The 14,888-nt window shown below is 51.6% G+C and carries 11 protein-coding genes; 7 read left to right on the top strand and 4 right to left on the bottom strand.

Going from position 1 to position 14,888, the window contains the following annotated elements; genetic code table 11:
* Positions 1-39: 39 nt before the first annotated feature.
* The 3 genes from ABEA66_RS18050 to ABEA66_RS18040 all read left to right on the top strand — a co-directional run bounded on the left by ABEA66_RS18050 (position 40) and on the right by ABEA66_RS18040 (position 3,986).
* Positions 40-1,062, top strand: a complete 1,023-nt coding sequence (locus ABEA66_RS18050) for a response regulator transcription factor (RefSeq protein WP_345589544.1) — start codon at positions 40-42, stop codon at positions 1,060-1,062.
* Positions 1,063-1,185: 123 nt separating this feature from the next.
* The gene (locus ABEA66_RS18045; protein WP_345589542.1) at positions 1,186-3,288 is read left to right on the top strand and encodes a glycoside hydrolase family 31 protein; all 2,103 of its coding nucleotides are present in this window, start codon (positions 1,186-1,188) and stop codon (positions 3,286-3,288) included.
* Between the two features lie 68 nt (positions 3,289-3,356).
* Entirely contained in the window at positions 3,357-3,986 is a 630-nt protein-coding gene (locus ABEA66_RS18040; protein ID WP_345589540.1) for an SGNH/GDSL hydrolase family protein, read from the top strand.
* Positions 3,987-4,058: 72 nt separating this feature from the next.
* On the opposite strand, the gene ABEA66_RS18035 is transcribed toward ABEA66_RS18040, so the two are convergent.
* Together ABEA66_RS18035 and ABEA66_RS18030 are read right to left on the bottom strand one after the other, a co-directional pair.
* Positions 4,059-4,907, bottom strand: coding sequence for a sugar phosphate isomerase/epimerase family protein (locus tag ABEA66_RS18035; protein ID WP_345589538.1), 849 nt, complete (start codon positions 4,905-4,907; stop codon positions 4,059-4,061).
* 26 nt (positions 4,908-4,933) lie between these two features.
* The gene (locus ABEA66_RS18030) at positions 4,934-6,007 is read right to left on the bottom strand and encodes a Gfo/Idh/MocA family protein (protein WP_345589536.1); all 1,074 of its coding nucleotides are present in this window, start codon (positions 6,005-6,007) and stop codon (positions 4,934-4,936) included.
* A gap of 177 nt (positions 6,008-6,184) precedes the next feature.
* Here ABEA66_RS18030 and ABEA66_RS18025 point away from each other — a divergent pair, with 177 nt between their 5' ends.
* A complete protein-coding gene (locus tag ABEA66_RS18025; protein WP_179135965.1) occupies positions 6,185-7,072 on the top strand; it encodes an AraC family transcriptional regulator in 888 nt (295 codons plus the stop codon).
* A 160-nt stretch (positions 7,073-7,232) separates the two neighbouring features.
* Here the strand turns inward: ABEA66_RS18025 and ABEA66_RS18020 are convergent, their stop codons facing one another.
* On the bottom strand, positions 7,233-8,816 hold the full coding sequence (locus ABEA66_RS18020; RefSeq protein ID WP_345589533.1) for an LTA synthase family protein: 1,584 nt from the start codon (positions 8,814-8,816) through the stop codon (positions 7,233-7,235).
* 348 nt (positions 8,817-9,164) lie between these two features.
* Between ABEA66_RS18020 and ABEA66_RS18015 the strand changes: the two genes are divergently transcribed.
* The 3 genes from ABEA66_RS18015 to ABEA66_RS18005 all read left to right on the top strand — a co-directional run bounded on the left by ABEA66_RS18015 (position 9,165) and on the right by ABEA66_RS18005 (position 14,131).
* A complete protein-coding gene (locus ABEA66_RS18015) occupies positions 9,165-10,931 on the top strand; it encodes an ABC transporter ATP-binding protein (protein WP_345589531.1) in 1,767 nt (588 codons plus the stop codon).
* The gene (locus ABEA66_RS18010) at positions 10,928-12,712 is read left to right on the top strand and encodes an ABC transporter ATP-binding protein (protein ID WP_345589529.1); all 1,785 of its coding nucleotides are present in this window, start codon (positions 10,928-10,930) and stop codon (positions 12,710-12,712) included. The genes ABEA66_RS18015 and ABEA66_RS18010 overlap by 4 nt, the downstream gene beginning before the upstream one ends.
* Positions 12,713-13,066: 354 nt before the next feature.
* Positions 13,067-14,131 (top strand): Gfo/Idh/MocA family protein, encoded by a 1,065-nt coding sequence (locus tag ABEA66_RS18005; protein ID WP_345589527.1) that lies wholly within the window; start codon positions 13,067-13,069, stop codon positions 14,129-14,131.
* 3 nt (positions 14,132-14,134) lie between these two features.
* Here the strand turns inward: ABEA66_RS18005 and ABEA66_RS18000 are convergent, their stop codons facing one another.
* The gene (locus tag ABEA66_RS18000; RefSeq protein WP_192702827.1) at positions 14,135-14,659 is read right to left on the bottom strand and encodes an MmyB family transcriptional regulator; all 525 of its coding nucleotides are present in this window, start codon (positions 14,657-14,659) and stop codon (positions 14,135-14,137) included.
* Between the last annotated feature and the right edge of the window lie 229 nt (positions 14,660-14,888).

Below are 14,888 nucleotides of genomic sequence, written 5' to 3'. Positions count from 1 at the left end.
TCATGAAGCATCTTGGAAGCCGATGGAAGGGATGAGTGGATGAAGCATATCCTTATCGTCGACGACGAGCCTGTGATCCGCGCCGGATTAATGAAGCTGATCAAGCAGTACAGCCAATCGATTCAAGTACATGCAGTTCCAAACGGGATCGAGGCGATGGAGCTGATTCACAAGCAGTACCCGGATTTGGTATTTACGGATATTCGAATGCCCAAGATGGACGGTTTGGAGCTGTGCAGAAACATCTCACAAATGAATTCGCAAGTTCGAATGGTCGTTATTTCCGGCTATGGCGACTTTACGTATGCGCAGAAATGCATGACCTTCGGGGTGAAGGAATATATGTTAAAGCCGGTTACGAAAGCGGAGCTTTACCCTGTGCTTGATCGTTTCCTTCATGAAGAGAAGAGCGCCTCCCTATCGATATCCGCATATGAAGATTGGCTTGAGCAAGCTGAGGCGGCTGTATGGACCGCTGATTTCGATGGATTGGACCGGCTGCTCAGACGATGGAGGGGGGATGACCTGGCAGGAAGGCTGACGACAGAGCAGCTGCAGCAAACAGCAGAGAACGCGTTACATTCTTTAATAAAAAAATTAAACAGGCGAGAGCTGCTTCCGTTCGTCATCCGGTCCCCTTTTACAACGAGGTTAAGCCATGAGGCTGTGCTCGAGCTATTTGAATCCGAGCTGACTCAATTAAGCGACCAGCTGGTCCGGTGGCGGGGCGGCAATCAGAAAAGCGTTTTTGAAGAGGCCAAAGCCTACATAGATGAGCATATAGCCGAAGAAATCAGCTTGGAAGCAGTGGCGGAAAAGGTCGGTCTTGCTCCCACCTATTTCAGCTATTTCTTTAAAAAAATGACGAATGAAACGTTCGTCCAGTACCGGATGAAGAAACGAATCGAATTAGCCAAAAGACTGCTCGAGCTGCCGCATTATAAGATCGCAGACATAGGGATGGAGATAGGTTATCAAAACTATCCCCATTTTACCAAAATATTCAAGAAGATGACGGGAACCTCCCCTTCCGAGTATCGGCAAATGCTAGGAATAAAATAAAGGAACCGGATCAGGGAGAAAGTCATGCTACCGAGCTTCATCAATCATCCAGAAATCGCTTTCATGTATCATCAGCTATTATGGCACACATAGAAATAGTATTTAGGATGAGGAGATGTACTTATGACGCATAGTAAATGGAAACAAACTGCACCCGGCATTTGGTCTGCGAAAGAAGGGGAGCCATTCTCATTATCCGCCATGTCCGTCATGGATAGAACGCCGAAGACCGAGGCATTGACGGCCATGAAGGAAGCCGTTTTCCCCTTGGATGCGGACAAAATCCGTATTGAAGCTACAGCCAGGCAAACGATCATTACACTGCCTCTCGAGCCGGAGGAAAAGCTGTATGGCCTCGGCTTGCAGCTGCTGAAGCTTAATCATCGCGGACGGACCCGGTATCTTAGAGTAAACAGCGATCCGAAACAGGACACCGGAGAAACCCATGCTCCGGTACCTTTCTACGTCTCAAGCAAAGGTTACGGCGTTATGGTGAACACATCGCGGATCGTATCGATCTACTGCGGCTCGGCCGTCAGCCTGGACAGCGGCTTAAGCGGGGAAGCCAAGGACCGCAATGCGGACAAATCCTGGAAGGCCACTCCGGTGTCGGACACCGTGGAGATAGTTATTCAAGAACCGGGAGCCGAGCTCTTTATTTTCGGCGGCCCGATGCCGCTGGACGCGGTGAGACGGTACAATCTGTTCCATGGGGGAGGAGTCCTTCCGCCGAAATGGGGACTCGGGTTCTGGCACCGGGTGCCAAAAGCTTATACGGATGAGCAGGTCGTGGCAGAAGCGATGTCGTTCCGGGAAAGGGAATTCCCCTGCGACGTTATCGGCCTGGAGCCCGGCTGGCACAGCAAAAGCTATCCCGTCACCTATGAATGGAATCAGGAAAGATTCCCCGATCCTGAGGGCTTTGTTAGGCGAATGGCCGAAGAGGGATTTCAAATTAACTTGTGGGAGCATCCCTATGTATCTCCAGATGCATCCATCTATGAACCATTGAAGCCTTTGTCCGGTTCACACACTGTATGGCATGGTCTCGTGCCCGATTACACGCTCGAGTCAGCCAGAGAAATTTATATGAAGCAGCACGAGACGGAGCATGTAGATATCGGCGTATCCGGCTACAAGCTCGACGAATGCGACGGAAGCGAACTGACTCGCAATTCGTGGATTTATCCGGCCCATGCCACATTTCCTTCCGGAGCGGACGGTGAGCAGATGCGACAACTGTACGGCTTGATGATCCAGAAGATGACCGATGACGTGTACCGCAGCAAAAACCGCCGTACCTACGGGCTTGCCAGAGCCTCATCTGCAGCTGCATCCTCGCTGCCGTATGTTCTATACTCGGATTTGTACGATCATCGTCAATTCGTAAGGGGGATGTGCAGCTCCAGCTTTAGCGGTCTGCTGTGGACTCCGGAGGTTCGTAAAGCGCGCAATGCTGAGGACTGGGTACGACGTATGCAGGTCGTATGCTTCTCGCCGCTCGCTATGGTAAATGCCTGGGCGGATGGAACGAAGCCATGGTCATTTCCTGAAGTCGAAGCGATTGTAAAAAAATACATCACATTGCGGATGAGGCTCATGCCGTACTTGTATTCTGCGTTTGCCCGGTACTGCTTCGAAGGGATTCCTCCGATTCGAGCCATGCAGCTGGAAAGCGGTACTGATTCTAGCTTGGCGGGCGGAGAGCATGTGCTGGACTCCACTGACTTTGCGTACGGCGGAGTCATCGATACGGATGTGGATGATCAATTTATGGTAGGGGATTCTCTGCTTGTCGCCCCGTTGTTTGAGGGGGAGAGCGAGCGGGACGTCTATTTGCCTGCCGGCGTATGGTACGACTTTGAAACCGGGGAGCGATGGGAAGGCGGCCGTACCATCCGGGTTAGCACAGGCTTGGACCGAATTCCGGTCTTTGTAAAGAACGGCGCGATCCTTCCAATGATGCCCGTCATGCAGCATGCCCCGGCAGCAGGAGAATCCGTCGATCTGGAGCTGCATCATTATGGCGATGCCCCCGGGAGGTTTCAGCTTTTCGATGATGATGGAGTCAGCTTCGCCTATGAAACAGGGGCATATCGATGGAGAACGCTGGAGGCGCGAGCTCAAGCAGACGGCACGTTAAGTGGAAATGTCTCCGCCGTCGATGAAGAATGGTCATCGTCTTACCGTACATTTACCTGGATTTTCCATCATCGTGGCGAATGAGAGCAAGCTGCAGGACGAGTTTCATATGGAATCAATACATTCTTATCTTAAGTTAGGAGGATTAGGAGATGTCACCATGGATTCAGCAGGGGGATACGGTATTATTTCAAGGCGATAGCATTACCGATGCCAAGCGGGTAAGAGATGACGGAAATGATCTGGGTAAAGGCTATGCTCTAATGGCGGCTGCTCAATACGGCTCGTTATATCCCGAGCAGCAGGTAAGGTTCGTGAACCGGGGAATAAGCGGCAACAGGGTCAAAGACCTTCAGGCCCGTTGGCAGGCGGATTGTCTTGATTTGAAGCCCGATGTCGTTTCTATTTACATAGGAATTAATGATACCTGGAGACGCTATGACCGCAACGACCCCACCTCAGCGGAGCAATATGAGTCTGGCTATAGAAGCTTGCTGGAACAGACCGCCAAGCTAGGTGCAAGGCTGGTGCTGGTTGAGCCTTTTGTACTGCCGGTGCCGGAAGACCGCAAGCAGTGGAGAGAGGACCTGGACCCCAAGATCCAGGTTGTCCGTGAGCTGGCACGCGAATTTGGAGCACGGCTGGTGCCTCTAGACGGCTTATTCGCACAAGCGTCGACACGGGCCGATTCTGCTTATTGGGCGCCGGATGGCGTACATCCATCACCCGCAGGTCACGCTCTGATTGCCAAGGCATGGCTGCAAGCTGTAGGAGCCATTTAAGCTTAGAAAAACAGCCCCACTGGCTGGTTGCGCCGGAATCTCAGCGCCTCCACCTGGTGGGGCTGTTTGGGTCTATTCAAGTCCTGCCGCACGGTATACTTGACGAAATGCTTCTTGTGATCTCTGCAGGAGCTGCTCACTGGATTGCTTCAAGGGCTCCGGAGTCAAAATTTCCTGGGCGATGACTCCGCGGTATCCGATCCGATGCAGAGCCTGTAGAAACCCGGGAAGATCGATGACTCCTTCACCGGGAAACAGCCTGTCGTTGTCCAGAACCTCCGAGACGGGAAGGTTCGCCGCGTCATTGATGTGAACGAGCACAATGTTCGAAGCATCCAGCTGAAGGATAGCGTCCGCATCAAGCTCGTTCGTGTACCAGTGATAGCTGTCGAACAGCAAGCCGACATTGCGTTCTCCTATCGTCTCGATCCAATCCAAGGTATCCTGCAGACCCCAAATAAAAGGGTTTTTCCAGCGAGTTCTTAGATGGTGGGGACCGACAAATTCCAATCCGAGACGAATGCCGTAGGGGGCTAGCATCTGTGCACAAACTCTTAAACGCCGTGTCGCTGCTGCCATGAAAGGAGCGGAGGCATGATCCGTCGATGGAAGGATGTAAGTGCAGCAGGCGGTGCATCCCAGAGCAGAAGCTGCTTCCGCATACCGGACGAGCGAGGGCAGTCCTGACATAAATTCTTGCTCTGTTGTTCTCCATTGAACGGGCAGCCCGATCGTTGCTATCTGAATTTTGGCCTCTTTGAGAATGGCCCGAACGCCGCCCAATCCTTTCTCTTGTATCCATCTTTCCAATTCCGCTCCGTCGGCGGCTATGGCTTCGAAGCCGTATGCCGCCGCCGCATGAACAAATTCCTCAATCGAGCCTACGTCGCCAATCCCAGCTCGTGTCAAGCCTTTCAACATAGTGCAGCCTCCTCTAAGAATGATTGCTATAGCGTCCAATCCAAAACAACCTCGTGACCGGTTCTGGAGGATTCATAGATGGCATCGAGAATCAGGTTGTTGGTAAACCCAGTCATGACCGAAGTATCAGGCTGCTTACCCTCACGGATGCATTCGATAAAATGCCGGCTTAAGCGAATCCGTCCGCCTTCATCGTTCGAAGGAGGGGTTAGACTGACTTCCACGGCGCGGTCAAACGACTCGGTCAAGAGCTTCCCTTGGTTGCCGCGAATGGAAGCGCCGCCTTCGGAGCCCATCAGGTGAATAAAATGCTGGCTGTCCGTGTCCATATGAACAGCCCAGCTGACATCCAAGGACAGGGTGCTGCCGTCCTCCATCTTGATTAGTGCGGCCGCCAGGTCCTCTACATCGAACCTGCCGTTCCAGTCGGGAGTTCCCCAAGTCCCGATACCGCGCTTTTTCGGCCCGAATTCCGCATAAGTGGATCCGTAGACAGAAACAGGCTTCGGATTGCCCATCAAGAAAAAGGCCAGATCCAGCATATGAACTCCGATATCGATCAGCGGACCGCCTCCGGATTCCTCGCTCCGGGTAAACCATGTTCCCCAGCCCGGTATGCCTTTGCGGCGAAGCCACCCTGCCTTGGCGTGATAGATTCGTCCGAAGGCGCCTTTATCAGCCTGCTGCTTTAGCTGCAGAGGCAGCCATTCCCAGCGCATCTGATGCGGGATCATGAGCACCTTGCCGCTCTCGCGCTGGGCATTGACGATGTCGCGGGCCGAAGGAACATCGATAGCCATGGGCTTCTCCAACAGCACATGCTTGCCTGCTTTAAGAGCCTGAATTGCCAGCGGAGCATGCCATTTGTTGGGGACTCCTATGACAACAGCATCGATATCGGGGTCGGACAGCAGCTCCTCCGCGGTTTCGCAGCAGCGGGGGATGCTGTATTCCGCAGCCCTCTGCTGTGCCAGCGGGTAGTAGGAATCGGTGACCGCAGTAACGATTGCATCCTGCGGGAGCTGTTGAAACGTTTGAATATGGACCCGGCCTATGTTGCCGGCTCCCAGGATGCCAATGCGAATAGGTTGTGATTTCAATGGAGACCCTCCTTATAATTTTCGAAGAAAAACGGTTTCGAAGAAGTGCATCAATTTTTGGACAAACCGCATGTTGTCAGAAAACGATTTCTTTCTTATAGTAAGATGGAACGCAATAAAAAGCGTCCCAATTTTTACGGGAGATATCCCAATATTTCAGCAGGGGTGAATTTGGATATGGCTGTCATTCCGCGGTATGTAACCCATTATCCGAATATGGATTCGTCCTTTCCTTTCCATATAAAGATTCATAGGCTGGAAAACGGCTTCGAATCGCATCGGCATGATTTTATGGAATTTTCATACGTCATTGCGGGGTATGGATCGGAGATTATTAACGGCGTGGAGCATCGGATGATGCCGGGGACCTTCACTCTCGTTATGCCTTACCAGTATCACGAGATCATCTCCGAGCCGGGTCAGCCGCTTATTTTATATAACTGTAATTTCGGGCTGCATCTGTATGCGCAAGGGGAACAGATTCCGGGGATCGACTGGCTCCAAGCGGAAGAGTCGCTGCCGCCTTTTGCCCAAATCGAGGAATCCGAGCATGCTTATTTTGTGTCGGCCTTGGAAGAAATGCGCAGGGAGTACATGGAGGAGAATTTGTGGAAGCATGCGCTTCTCAAAGCCAAGCTTACGGAAGTGTTGGTCCGCTTTGACCGGTTTCGAAGAAGCGCCGAATCGCCGGGAGCGGTGGGCGGTACCCTGTGCGAGAAGGATAAGGTACAGCCTAAGGGGAGCATTTGGCAGGTGCTGCATTATATCCACACCCATTATCAGGATGATCTGACCTTATCGGGCATTGCGGATAGTTTCGGATTTAGTGTGCCGTATTTGAGCGAGCTGTTTAAAAAAGCTGTTGGGCAAAATTTCCTCGCCTTCGTACATGAGGTCCGGATTAGACAGGCGTGCGCCCTGCTGGTCTCTACTGAAATGAACGTATCCGACATTGCGCTCGAAACCGGGTACGGCTCCTACAATACATTTTCGCGGATATTTAGGGAAACGAAAGGAATGACGCCGGCAGCATACCGGAAGCTGAAAGCCATGCAGCCCCAATGACATGAACTGACTTCGGGGCCAAAGATTTCATGCTGAGGCGGAGTTGCAAGCCATTGATGAGATGAAGCGGAAAGAGGGCGGCAAGCCGAGTCCCTCATCTGTATTCTTTGGTGCCCAGTAAGCCATACATAGGGAAGCCCCGAGAGACTGGAAGCGTCGCTCAGGGCTTTTTACTAACGATGGGAAGGGGATAAGGTTGTGATTGACCTAACACGGTTTCTTTCTCATCGACGACCCTCACTTGCAGCTCGACAGCCGATGAGTTCTCCACGAGCTCTTTAGGAATGGCGGCCGTGATGACTTCTTCGGAGAGCCATGTGGTAGGAAGCGCGATACCGTTAGCATAAATAGTAGAAGCGATTCCGAAGCGTCCTCCCTTGACGGTAACGGTCGCAGATTTCTTCAGCTCGTTGACAATGCCGTCACCCAGTGTTATTTTGTCTGGTGTCACCGAAGTAATAACGGGGTCGCCGTACCCAACAATGTAGGTGGAAGCGGATGTGCCGGGCTGCTCCTCTCCGAGATCGCCAAACAGGATTTGATCCTGCCTGGCCTTGTATTCGGCCAAATCCTCTTCGTTGATGTTCATTTCCTTATAATAGGACTTCGGCGGAATAATAGGGATTTGCTTCGATAACCGGGATAAATACTCGGTATATCCGCTTCCTTGCAGCTTGGCCAGCTGAAGCACATAAGGACCTAGGAACGAAGGGCTGAAATGCAGCGTATCTTTGACATCCGGTTTATAATTGTTCCAGACGACCACGGGGACGCTGTACATTTTCTCCAGAAAGTTCGGGTCGTTCTCGCCTTCGATGTAACCGCTCTCTCGGTATACGAAATAGTCGTCTTCAAGGAAGGGCAGATGATCGCCGAAAAAAACGATTATCGTAGGCTCCTTTACTTTGCTGTAATGATCCACGAGCTCATGAAGCATGTTATCGGCACCGCTGGCCCCTTGTGCATACGTTTCCAAAATGCTCAATGCTTCACCGGACATTGTTCCTCTGGTGTCCTTGATTTCAATCGTATTGCGTTTGAACTTGTTGGACCAGTAATGATAATGATTTTCCATTGTATTGGCAAAGATAAAGTCCGGTCCTTCACTTCGCTCGCTTTCCTCAATAATTCGTTTGGCTACGGCATGGTCGCCGATATAAGGCCCGACATATTCGTTAGGGTTGAAATATTCAAAGCTGATGAAGCGGGAGAATCCGAGATGCCTGTACACGTTGCGGCTGTCGAAATACCAATTGTAAAAAGGGCTGATAGCGGTAGCCGTATAGCCTTGTCTGGCCATAATCGCTGCCAGGGAATCGACGTCCCTTTTAATAAACTCCTCATAAGCGATGGAGCCTTCAGGCAAAAAACGCATCGAGTTGCCTGTCAGCACCTCCAGCTCTACATTGGCCGTGCCGCCTCCGAATTGCGGGGACAGCATCCAGCCGCTCGTATATTTCTCTTTCAGAGCGTGATAGGTAGGTATAGGGTCCTTGCTGAAGGTTAAGCCCTCGATCAAGGTCGGATCCCAGAAGGCTTCACTTAGAACGACGATCACGTTGGGACTTCGTTCCAGCTCCTCCTTACTCCAGTCCTCTGTCGATATATCCAGCTGAAGCGGTTTTCTGGGTGCGGGAGCCTCTTCCGTGGAGGAAGTGCGGAGTAGTGCGAGTAACCCTGCTGCAAGGACGAATGCGGCAAGGCGCATCCAGGCAGGGAAGCGGCGAAATGGTTGTAACGACATGGGCACGGCTCCTATTCAACTTAACTGCTCCTATTATAGCATGGGGTTCAGGAGGGTAAAACCATTTTTAGAAAGCGGTACCAAAACATTTTGTCATTCCGTGGGCAGATTTCTTGATTTTATTTGAAAAATCCGTTGACGTTCCGCACTCGATCTACTAAAGTTACATCCATACGCTTTTTTTCCAATTTGTGATAGGCTAGATCGCATCTCAACAACACCGACATGCGTATTCGACAGGTGAACCAATCCACTTTTACGCGGGTGCGAATTTGAAATACAGATGGCCGGTTTTAGGAACGATTCCGACTGACTGTTAAGGTAGTCGCAATTCTAGGAGGCATAGGGATGAAACAAAAAATAACCAAACAAAAAATACCTATTAAGGAGTATGCTCTTTTATTATCGAGCTATTTGCGCGAGCAGGGCGGGAGTATCGTATGGCTGTCCGTGCTGCTGATCGGCAGTATTATCATGCAGCTGGTGAACCCGCAAATTATCCGTTATTTTATCGATACGGCCAAAACGCAGGAAAGCACTGCCCCGCTTTTATATGCTGCAGGGCTCTTTATCGGGGTTTCGCTGCTGCAGCAGGTCATTACCGTCATAGCAACGTATATCGGCGAAAATATTGGCTGGATTGCGACCAACAAGCTTCGCGGAGATGTTGCCGAGCACTGCATGAAGCTGGATATGTCGTTTCATAAGTCGCATACTTCGGGAGCCATCATTGAGAGGGTGGACGGAGATATCAACAATCTGGCCAACTTCTTTTCCAATTTTGTCGTGACGCTGCTGAGCAATCTGCTGCTTGTCGTCGGCATGCTGGTGCTGTTGTTCCGGGAGGGCTGGGTTATCGGCACAGGAATGACGCTGTTTGTCATCTTGGCTATTTACGCCATTCAATACATACGAAAGTTCGCTGTACCGCATTGGGGAGCCTTGCGTCAAATGAGCTCCCGCTTTTACGGCTTTCTTGGGGAGCATTTGGAGGGGACGGAAGATACGAGAGCGAACGGAGCTACGGGGTATGTCATGTATCGGTTTCATACACTCATTCGTGAGTGGCTTCCGATTCGGATTCGGGCTTTCCTGGGCTGGGCCAGTATGTGGATAACGACGCTGGTTATCTTCACGATCGGCAATGCGATTGCCTTCGCTCTTAGCGCTTATTTTTGGAAGCAGGGAGCCATCACGCTCGGAACGGTATACATGATCTTCTATTATACGGAATTGATGAGCAAGCCGATTGAGAAGATCAGAACCCAAATGGAGGATTTGCAAAAAGCCGACGCAAGCATTATTCGCATACGCGAGCTGTTGGCTACCGTACCCGCCATTCGGGACGGAATCGGTCTGCCTCTGCCGTCAGGTCCGTTGTCCGTGAAGTTTGACCGCGTCGTATTCGGTTATGAAGACCATACGACAACGCTGCATCAAATCGACTTTCAGCTGGGGCGCGGCAAAGTGCTCGGGGTGCTCGGCCGCACAGGAAGCGGCAAAACGACGCTGGCAAGACTGCTGCTGCGCTTTTATGACGTTCGTGAAGGGGGAATCTCTCTCGAGCAAGTGGACATCCGGGACGCCACCCTGCGCGATCTTCGGAGCAAGGTCGGCATGGTTACGCAGAACATTGAAATATTTCAAGGGACGGTTCGCGATAATCTTACCTTCTTTCGTGAGGACATAGAAGATCGGCGTATTATCGAGGTGCTGGAGGAACTGGGCTTGAAGGAATGGTTTGCTTCGCTGCCATCCGGCCTTGACAGCCAGCTGGAATCAGGAGGAGGCGGATTGTCTGCGGGAGAGGCGCAGCTTCTCTCCTTTGCCCGGGTATTTCTGACCGATCCGGGGCTTATTATTCTAGACGAAGCCTCGTCCCGGCTGGATCCGGCAACAGAGCAAAAAATCGAGCAGGCGATCAGCCGGCTGCTGGTCCACCGGACTTGCATTATCATAGCTCATCGGTTGGCGACGATCCAAAGGGCAGATCAAATCCTCATTCTTGAGCAAGGAAGGGTAATAGAGTTCGGGGACAGAGTACGTCTTGCGGCTGACCATCGTTCCCGATACAATCAAATGCTGCAGGTCGGAATGGAGGAGATGCTGGCATGACCACATTTACTTTCCTATGGCGGTTGATGAAATACCGCCCGTTCTTATACACGATTAACGCTGTAGCCTGGTCTTTGATCTATTTGGCTCCTATCGTTCCGGGCTGGATTACGAAGCAGTTCTTCGATACGTTATCAGGAGGAGCAGTATACGGCTTCAGCATTGGAACGCTGATTGTCCTGCTGATAGCTTCTGCAGTCGGTAAAGGGGTTCTGATCCTCTTGGGCTTTATTACGGACGTACAGTTCAGGTTCCGCATCGGCGCCCTGCTGCGCCGAAATATGTTGAAGCGTATTCTGATGGAGCCCGGGGCCAAAGCGATTCCCTGCTCCCCGGGGGAAGCCATCAGCAGCTTCCGGGATGATGTGGATCAAATAGAGGAGACCATTAGCTGGTCGGTCGATGCTTTCGGAATGACCTGCTTTGCGGTCGTTTCCTTCTATATCTTGTATGGAATTAATCCGGGGATGACCTTATGGGTGTTTCTCCCTCTGGTTATCGTGGTTACCATCGCTCAGCTTTCGACTACCCTGCTGCAAAAGTACAGGGCCGCGAGCCGCGAAGCGACAAGCCAGGTTACAGGCGCCATCAGCGAAATGTTCAGCACTGTCCAATCCATTCAAGTTGCAGGTGCGGAGGAGAGGGTGATTCAGCGGTTCCGCCAGCTGAACGATCACCGGCGGCAAGCTATGCTGAAGGATAAGCTGCTGAACCAGGTGCTGGACTCCGTATTCTCCAATACGGTCAATATCGGAACGGGCTTCATTTTGCTGTTGGCCGCTCAGTCGATGCGTGAGGGGAGCTTTACGGTCGGGGATTTTGCCTTGTTCGTCTATTACTTGACGTTCGTCACCCAGTTTATTCAAAATTTCGGGAAGTTCCTGACCTATTTCAAACAAAGTACGGTAGCGAAGCAGCGGTTGGAGCACCTGCTTCAAAGCTCCGATATTAGCGCAGCAGCAGAACATCATCCGCTCTATCTGCGATCCGAGCTGAAGGAGCCTGCCGGGGAGCAGCAGGCCTTGTCTGGTGAAGACGGGCTTGCGGAGCTGGAGGTTCGGGGACTGACCTACCGGTACCCGGAAACCGGCAGAGGCATCGAGGATATCTCGTTCCGAATCCCCCGGGGTTCGTTCACCGTTATTACCGGCAGAATCGGTTCGGGTAAGACCACCTTGGTCCGAACGCTGCTTGGGCTGCTGCCTAAGGAGGAGGGGACGGTGAGGTGGAATCAGAAGCCTGTCGATCATTTGGGGGAATTTTTCGTGCCGCCGCACAGCGCGTATACGCCTCAGGTTCCGCGGTTATACAGCGACACGCTGAGAAATAATATTTTGCTTGGAACAAAGCGGAACGAACGGCAGCTGCAGGAGGCGATCCATTCTGCCGTTCTCGACCCTGATATCGAGCACCTTCAGCATGGGCTGGAGACGGTCATAGGGCCTCGTGGAGTTAAGCTGTCAGGCGGGCAGGCTCAGCGGACGGCGGCGGCCAGGATGTTCGTTCGCGACGCGGAGCTGCTTGTGTTCGACGATTTGTCGAGCGCCCTGGACGTCGAGACGGAGCGGAAGCTCTGGGAGCGTATTTACGAGCAGCGACAAGGGCAAGCTACTTGCCTTGTCATCTCCCATCGCAAGACGGCATTGTCGCATGCCGATCATATCATAGTTCTCAAGGAGGGCCGCATCGAGGCGGAAGGATCGCTTGAGGAGCTGCTTCAGACGAGCGAGGAGCTTCGTCACTTGTGGAACCGGGAGGAAGGCAAGGAAAGCGCCGGCTGATGACGATTGCTGTTGTACAATGCTTTTTATGATGAATGAAGACCGCCTTGTGGCTGCACCGATTTATCGGCAGCAAGGGCGGTCTTTTTTTGAGCGTTCCGAGGTGGAACAGAATGTACCCCGAATGGTTCAAATGGGTGGAAAAGTGATAGCGGCCGCTTGTTGGAACCCACGGAAGGCTGAGCAATCCTTCGGAAGTTCCGACATTATTCCATGTATTCAAAACCTGAAGACATGGCTTTGAGCTTGGGAGCCCCAGATAATAGAGGGAAGCTGTCAAGTCCGGCGAGCAGATGTAGGGGCCGGGGATAACTTGATGTGCCGATCTATTAATACTAAAAAGGGATGAGAAGGATGAGCTTGCCAATTAGAACGATGATAGTCGGAACCGGAGGCTGGGGCAAAACCTGGTGTACACAAACGCTCCCCAAGGCCATTCAGGAAGGTCTGGTTGAGGTTGTGGCTGCAGTCGATGTGAATCCGGATAGCTTAAAGACGGCCGGGCAGCAGCTTGGGTTAAACGAAAGCCAGTGCTTTACGGATGTGAAGCTAGCCTTGGAAGAGACGCAGCCGCAAATCTGCATCATAGCTTCCCCGCCGCATACCCACGAACAGATAGCGATATCGGCCATGGAAGCGGGTTGTGACGTATTGAGCGAGAAGCCGATATCGGATACGTTAGATTCTTGCATGCGAATGGTGGAAGCCGCCCGCAGGCTGAATCGAAAAATGGGAGTAACCATGACCCATCGATTCCGCCAGCCGATATGGACGTTTCGCGAGCTGGTTCGTTCCGGAGACTATGGTGCACTGGACTACATCGTCATGAATTTTAACTGGCACAGGAGGGACGGCTTGAAAGAGAGACAAGCCAAGATGCAGGATACGATGCTCATCGAGGGTGCAATTCACCAATTGGATTTGCTGGAAAACTTGGCTGGAGCTCATTGTGAAAGCGTTTATATGGATTCTTGGACACCCCGATGGGGGAACTATACGGGAAGCGCTCAGGCCTTGCTGACGATGCGATTTGAAAACTCCGTCCGTGCCTCCTATGAAACGGCCTGGTGCAATGCTTCACCACAGAACAGCTGGGAAAAGGAGTACATTCGCGCTGAATTCGAAAAGGCTACCATCGTGCTAAATCGAGGGCAAATCGAAATATTCAGGGAAGAGGACAATCGTCTGAAGGCTAGCCCTATCGGAACGGCGGCAGAGCTGAAGATGAACCCCAAGTGGGGGAATGATTATTTGCTGGATGCCTTCCTTCACTGGGTTCGAGGCGGACAAAAAATGGAGACCGATATCGAATCGAATCTCCACTCTATGATATTGTTGTTCGCTTCTATTGAAAGCAGTAAACAGGGGGTTCCCGTACAGATCAAAAGGTTTGCCCGGGATCAAGGTATTGTATGCTGATATCTAGGAGATGTCTTTCATCAGCCATCTCATCTTGGATTCGGTTTCTGATTCCGGAAGCGGGGTATACACGCAGCAGCGCAAATCAGCATGGGCGTATACTTGAAAAGAAGTGATCTCAAATCTCATATTGCCGGCTTCCGGATGGTTCAGCTCTCGTACGGTAACAGGAGCAGTTGTAGGTAAATCGCCATGCTGCCAAAGCTGGCTGAATTGTGGACTGACACGTCCGCATAGCTCGGTAAAGTCGGCATACCATGGATCACCTGAATATTGCCCATAATAATTGCGGAAGATGGTCAGGAAGTCCTTGGCGAAATCCTCCCAATTTACGACAAGCTCGCGCATCTCCTGCCTCATGAATGAAAGCCAGACAATGTTTCTTTCTTCGCTGCCGATCGGACCTATACTGCTAGTCACTGCGCTGGCCGCTTTGTTCCAGCCGATAATGTTGCATCGCCGGTCAGCAATGAAGGCGGGGCAAGGGCACAAGTAGTCTAGAATGCGCTGTAACGTGGGGCTCATCATAGGCTGGTCTCCGGTAAAATCGGGATATGGAAACGGATCATCCGGTAATCTATGTAAGGGTTGTTCTACTAGTTGATAATCTTCTATTAATGTCACTTTCGTCACTCCGTAATAAGACGTACAAGTGATTATAAAATATACGAATGTAAAAAACAATATGTTGAATTCGACGAATTTTTTTGTAAATTTTAACTCCCGGTTACGGCATTCGATAGGATGCGTAAAATAA

The sequence above is a fragment of the Paenibacillus vulneris genome, from assembly GCF_039543185.1.
Classification (GTDB): domain Bacteria; phylum Bacillota; class Bacilli; order Paenibacillales; family NBRC-103111; genus Paenibacillus_S; species Paenibacillus_S vulneris.
This window is presented reverse-complemented; position numbering and strand designations above follow the sequence as displayed.

Bases quoted from the DNA above. Each gene is read 5' to 3' on its own strand.
- ABEA66_RS18050 (WP_345589544.1), top strand. From the start codon at position 40: ATGAAGCATATCCTTATCGTCGACGACGAGCCTGTGATCCGCGCCGGA.
- ABEA66_RS18045 (WP_345589542.1), top strand. From the start codon at position 1,186: ATGACGCATAGTAAATGGAAACAAACTGCACCCGGCATTTGGTCTGCG.
- ABEA66_RS18040 (WP_345589540.1), top strand. From the start codon at position 3,357: ATGTCACCATGGATTCAGCAGGGGGATACGGTATTATTTCAAGGCGAT.
- ABEA66_RS18035 (WP_345589538.1), bottom strand. From the start codon at position 4,907: ATGTTGAAAGGCTTGACACGAGCTGGGATTGGCGACGTAGGCTCGATT.
- ABEA66_RS18025 (WP_179135965.1), top strand. From the start codon at position 6,185: ATGGCTGTCATTCCGCGGTATGTAACCCATTATCCGAATATGGATTCG.
- ABEA66_RS18020 (WP_345589533.1), bottom strand. From the start codon at position 8,816: ATGTCGTTACAACCATTTCGCCGCTTCCCTGCCTGGATGCGCCTTGCC.
- ABEA66_RS18015 (WP_345589531.1), top strand. From the start codon at position 9,165: ATGAAACAAAAAATAACCAAACAAAAAATACCTATTAAGGAGTATGCT.
- ABEA66_RS18010 (WP_345589529.1), top strand. From the start codon at position 10,928: ATGACCACATTTACTTTCCTATGGCGGTTGATGAAATACCGCCCGTTC.
- ABEA66_RS18005 (WP_345589527.1), top strand. From the start codon at position 13,067: ATGAGCTTGCCAATTAGAACGATGATAGTCGGAACCGGAGGCTGGGGC.
- ABEA66_RS18000 (WP_192702827.1), bottom strand. From the start codon at position 14,659: ATGATGAGCCCCACGTTACAGCGCATTCTAGACTACTTGTGCCCTTGC.